The sequence below is a fragment of the Microcystis sp. CS-574 genome, assembly GCF_028329095.1.
GTDB lineage: Bacteria > Cyanobacteriota > Cyanobacteriia > Cyanobacteriales > Microcystaceae > Microcystis > Microcystis ichthyoblabe_A.
The window spans coordinates 1-4,813 of sequence record NZ_JAQMSY010000155.1 but is presented as its reverse complement, the minus strand read 5'-3'; the positions used below and the strand labels follow the sequence as shown (position 1 = coordinate 4,813).

Annotated in this window: 7 protein-coding genes; 6 read left to right on the top strand and 1 reads right to left on the bottom strand. The window is 47.5% G+C overall.

What is annotated here, in order from left to right:
* The first annotated feature begins 176 nt into the window (after nt 1–176).
* Entirely contained in the window at nt 177–287 is a 111-nt protein-coding gene (locus tag PN470_RS12380; RefSeq protein WP_223210947.1) for an Rpn family recombination-promoting nuclease/putative transposase, read from the top strand.
* A 65-nt stretch (nt 288–352) separates the two neighbouring features.
* Here PN470_RS12380 and PN470_RS12375 read toward each other — a convergent pair whose 3' ends face one another.
* Nucleotides 353–670: a DUF3067 family protein gene (locus PN470_RS12375; RefSeq protein WP_002732720.1), complete on the bottom strand. Its 318-nt coding sequence runs from the start codon at nt 668–670 to the stop codon at nt 353–355.
* Between the two features lie 175 nt (nt 671–845).
* On the opposite strand from PN470_RS12375, the gene efp reads away from it, so the two are divergent.
* The 5 genes from efp to PN470_RS12350 all read left to right on the top strand — a co-directional run bounded on the left by efp (nt 846) and on the right by PN470_RS12350 (nt 4,517).
* Nucleotides 846–1,403, top strand: coding sequence for an elongation factor P (efp, locus tag PN470_RS12370; RefSeq protein ID WP_002732990.1), 558 nt, complete (start codon nt 846–848; stop codon nt 1,401–1,403).
* 166 nt (nt 1,404–1,569) lie between these two features.
* Nucleotides 1,570–2,064 carry an acetyl-CoA carboxylase biotin carboxyl carrier protein gene (gene accB, locus PN470_RS12365; protein WP_002733878.1) on the top strand — a complete coding sequence of 165 codons (495 nt, stop codon included), beginning with the start codon at nt 1,570–1,572 and terminating at the stop codon, nt 2,062–2,064.
* Nucleotides 2,065–2,069: 5 nt separating this feature from the next.
* The gene (locus PN470_RS12360) at nt 2,070–3,056 is read left to right on the top strand and encodes a zinc-dependent alcohol dehydrogenase family protein (protein ID WP_271938920.1); all 987 of its coding nucleotides are present in this window, start codon (nt 2,070–2,072) and stop codon (nt 3,054–3,056) included.
* 139 nt (nt 3,057–3,195) lie between these two features.
* The gene (locus PN470_RS12355; protein ID WP_002733425.1) at nt 3,196–3,882 is read left to right on the top strand and encodes an ATP-dependent Clp protease proteolytic subunit; all 687 of its coding nucleotides are present in this window, start codon (nt 3,196–3,198) and stop codon (nt 3,880–3,882) included.
* A 35-nt stretch (nt 3,883–3,917) separates the two neighbouring features.
* Nucleotides 3,918–4,517, top strand: coding sequence for an ATP-dependent Clp protease proteolytic subunit (locus PN470_RS12350; protein WP_002734165.1), 600 nt, complete (start codon nt 3,918–3,920; stop codon nt 4,515–4,517).
* Nucleotides 4,518–4,813: the final 296 nt, after the last annotated feature.

The window sequence follows — 4,813 nt, the reverse complement described above, 5'->3', positions numbered from 1 at the left end:
CGTCAGGAAGGTCGTCAGGAAGGCAGACTAAACAAAGCACTAGAGGCTGTTCCTCGTTTGTTAGCTTTAGGGTTAAGCGTTGAGCAAGTCGCATCCGCCTTAGAATTAGAGGTTGAACAGGTTAGAGCTATACAAAACGGGACATAAAAAATGCGATCGCCTTTTAGAATAAAAGCATGAAAACTGACACGATTTTTTATCAACTCTTTCAATCATTCCCCTCTATCTTCTTTGAATTAATTCAACTCCCTGGTTTAAGTATTCTCAATGTTAGTAAAATCCAATAATCCCAGTAATGCTAGTATATTCGAGTAATACCCACAAATTTCGATAATGTAATTGTAATAACTGATCACTGATCACTGATCAGCCATTCCGATGCCCTTTCACCCAGATCTAGGGGCAGACTAACCGCTTTACCGAGACGGGGACGCTCGCGGGTTTCGCGGATAAAAGCTTGAAATTGACTAACACCACCCCATTCGTGGAGATAATTGGCGATCGCATTGAGATGTTCCAGATATTCAGACTCGGAGAGGGGAAAAGAAGCTTGTTCGAGATATTTCCACATTACCTGGACATGAACCTTATCTTTGATGCGTCGTAGCTGGATATCGTAGGAACGACCCCATTTTTCTAGTAATAATTGCTGTAAGTCCACACCCGTCATGGTTGATATCGCTTCTCAGATGTCAGTCAGTCAATTAATTCTAACTTACTTTTAGCTGCTGCCCCTAGGTTAGTTCACCGCGCTTCGATTCAGACAAATTCCCATAAAAAAGTTTTTTCGGTGCGGCGAGTATGTAAAATAGAATGTTGATCTTTCTTGGCCTAAACAGCATTTCATGATTTCGAGTAACGACTTTCGGAGTGGCACAACCATCCAGATCGATGGCTCTGTCTGGCGGGTGGTGGAATTCCTGCACGTTAAACCGGGTAAGGGATCGGCCTTCGTGCGAACCAAGTTAAAAAATGTCCAGACGGGCAACGTGGTAGAACGGACGTTCCGGGCGGGGGAAACCTTGCCCTCAGCCACGATCGAAAAGCGCACCATGCAGCACACCTACAAAGAAGGCGATCAGTTTGTCTTCATGGACATGGAGACTTTTGAGGAAGCAACTCTCACCCCAGCACAAATGGGCGATCGAGCCAAGTATCTGAAGGAAGGAATGGAAGTCAATATTCTCTTTTGGAATGAGCAAGTATTAGAGGTAGAATTGCCCACCTCGGTAATCTTGGAAATCACCGATACAGATCCAGGAGTCAAGGGAGATACGGCCACCGGTGGCACGAAACCGGCGATCGTAGAAACGGGAGCGCAGGTGATGGTTCCCCTGTTTATTTCCATCGGTGAAAGGATTAAAGTGGACACCAGGGATGGTTCCTATCTGGGACGGGAATAATTGTGATCAGAAGCCCAGAAATGAGGTCTTAGGGACGGATTTAGGACTAAAGCCAGTTTTCTCTAGCCTGTTTCCCAAAACTTAGCCGCTAGATGTCAAAAATCGACGGTTTGGTGGGTGCGAATTTGGATTTGTTGCTTTTTATTTGCGGGGGGATTTCAGAGCGGTGACTATTGATTACAACGAAATTCGAGAACTGATCAAAACATTGGCAGCCACGGATATCAGTGAATTTAGCCTAAAAAGTGCAGATTTGGAGCTAAATATCCGCAAAGGAACCGTTAATACCGTCCTTGGTTCTCTCCCCGCTCCCTTGCCGGTGGTGACAGCCCCGGTCGCCCCTCCAGTGGTAGCCGCCGGTACCACCCCGGCCCCAGAAACTCCCACCCCCGAACCCGTGGCCGCCGCTATTGATAAAAAATGGCTGGCGATTACCTCTCCCATGGTCGGCACTTTTTATCGCGCTCCCGCTCCCGATGAACCGTCTTTCGTGGAAAAAAACGATCGGATCCGTGTCGGACAAACGGTCTGTATCATCGAAGCGATGAAGTTGATGAACGAAATCGAAGCGGAAGTAGCTGGGCAAATCGTCGAAATCGCCGTCGCTAACGGTGAACCAGTGGAATTTGGCCAGACGTTAATGTGGGTTAATCCCGAATAGATAGAATGAAAGCTATCCTCATGACCGCCGTGGATGTCCTGCAGCTTCAGGAAGTCCCCACCCCGAAAATTAGTCAACCGCATCAGGTTTTAGTAGCATTAAAAGCCGCTGGTGTCAACCCTATTGATACAAAAATTCGTAAACGCGGCACTTTTTATCCCGAGCAAATGCCAGCCATTTTGGGCTGTGACGGGGCGGGAATTGTCGAGGCCGTTGGGGCGGCGGTGCAGGATTTTCGCCCCGGGGATGAAGTGTACTTTTGTAGCGGCGGACTGGGCAAGGCCGGCACGGGAAATTATGCCGAATATGCCCTGATCGAGGCGGATTATTTGGCCCACAAGCCGAAATCTCTTTCTTTTGCCGAGGCGGCCGCTGTACCTTTGGTTTTAATCACCGCTTGGGAAGCACTCTACGATCGCGCCCGTCTTCAGTCGGGACAAAGCGTCCTGATCCATGGCGGGGCTGGGGGTGTTGGTCATGTCGCGATTCAATTGGCAAAACTGAGGGGGGCTAAAGTTTATACAACGGTGGGAAATAGCGATAAAGAGCGTTTAGTGCGGCAATTAGGGGCAGATTACCCGATTTTATACAAACAAACCGATTTTGTCGCGGCGATACTTCAAGAAACCGCAGGGAAAGGGGTAGATATCGCTTTTGATACGGTGGGAGGGGCAACTTTTGGGCAAACTTGCCGAGCGGTGCGCGTGTACGGCGATATGGTGACGATTTTGGAACCTACGGGCAGCTGGAAAGAAGCCCGTGATCGCAATTTGCGGATTAGTTTAGAATTAATGTTAACCCCGGCTTTGATGGGACTGCCAGAAGCGCAAAAATATCAAACAGAAATTCTCAGACAAGGAGCGCGTTTAATTGACGAGAAAAAGTTAACTATTCATCTCTCCCAAACCTTCCCTTTAGCGGCAGCTATTAGCGCCCATCAATTGCTAGAAACTGGTGCAGTGACGGGGAAAATTGCCCTAATTATCGACTAGAAATCTGCTTGTTACTACTGGTGAGCAGCAGAAGTTGTTAAAGCAGGGAGAGGGCAAACCACCGCTACACTTTTGCCAATCGGTCAACCTGATTACGTTAAAATCAAAAGCAGGATACTGTGTATGACGGAAAAACTCGATGAACTCAGTGATTAAAGCGGTACAAACTGCCTATTATGGGGATGCAGCCTATCGGACACCACCACCGGACTTAGAATCTCTCCTGCTCAAAGAGAGAATTGTCTATCTGGGGTTGCCCTTATTTTCCTCCGATGATGTCAAGCGCAATATCGGGGTGGACGTGACGGAATTAATTATCGCGCAACTGCTTTACCTGCAATTTGACGATCCCGAAAAACCGATTTTCTTCTACATCAACTCTACCGGCACATCCTGGTACACCGGCGACGCGATCGGCTACGAAACGGAAGCTTTCGCCATCTGTGACACCCTCAACTACATTAAACCTCCCGTTCATACTATCTGTATCGGGCAGGCCATGGGAACTGCAGCGATGATTCTTTCCGCAGGAACCAAGGGTTTTCGCGCCTCCTTGCCCCACGCTACCATTGTTCTCAACCAAAATCGCACCGGGGCTCAGGGACAAGCCACCGATATCCAGATTCGTGCCAAGGAGGTAATCGCCAATAAACAGACGATGTTGGAAATTTTCTCGAAAAATACGGGTCAAACCACCGAAAAACTGGCGAAAGATATGGATCGCACCTTCTATCTCACCCCACAACAGGCGAAAGACTACGGATTAATCGATCGCGTTCTCGAAAGTCGCAAGGAACTACCGAAACCCCTCGCCCAAGTTAGTTAAGATTTATTACAAATTAGCAGGAGTTGTTACCAATTATGCCTATCGGTGTGCCAAAAGTTCCCTACCGTCTGCCGGGTAGCCAATACGAACAGTGGATTAGCATTTACAGCCGTCTTTCGGTGGAACGCATTCTTTTTTTGGGGCAGGAAGTCACCGACGGGTTAGCCAATGCCCTTGTGGCCCAAATGCTTTATCTCGACTCGGAAGATCCCACTAAACCCATCTATCTCTATATCAACTCGCCGGGGGGTTCCGTTACCGCCGGTATGGCCATCTACGACACCATGCAGTACATCAAAGCGGAAGTGGTGACTATCTGTGTGGGATTAGCGGCCTCTATGGGGGCATTTTTGCTGGCTTCCGGTAGTCCGGGTAAGCGTCTCGCTCTTCCCCACGCGCGGATTATGATTCACCAACCCATGGGCGGAACCGGGCGCCGGCAAGCGACGGATATCGACATTGAAGCTAAGGAAATCCTGCGTATTCGCCAGCAATTAAACGAAATTATGGCTAATCGCACCGGACAAACCATCGAACGCATCGAAAAAGACACGGACCGCGATTATTTCCTCTCCGCCGAGGAAGCTGTCGCCTACGGTTTAATTGATAAGGTGGTGGAGGGAAGACCGGCTTAAGTCAGTCAGAGGTTAGAACAGGCGAGAAACCTGTTCTAATCTTTTTTTCTGATATGGCGGGAATAAACCTGACTTGATTACCATAAAAAAGGAGAAAAAACTGTATCAAAATTAGCAGAAATGGGCAAAAAAAATAAACTTATTTCCGTTAATTATTAGAACTCTTGCAAATTAATTATATGTTATAATGATCGGTTAACTAATTTTCCCCAAAAAATTAGTTAATCAGTACATTCGTCCTGAATGAAAACTTGAAGTTTAACTTTTAACTCAAAACTCTTTAGAGCTGCTTTAAT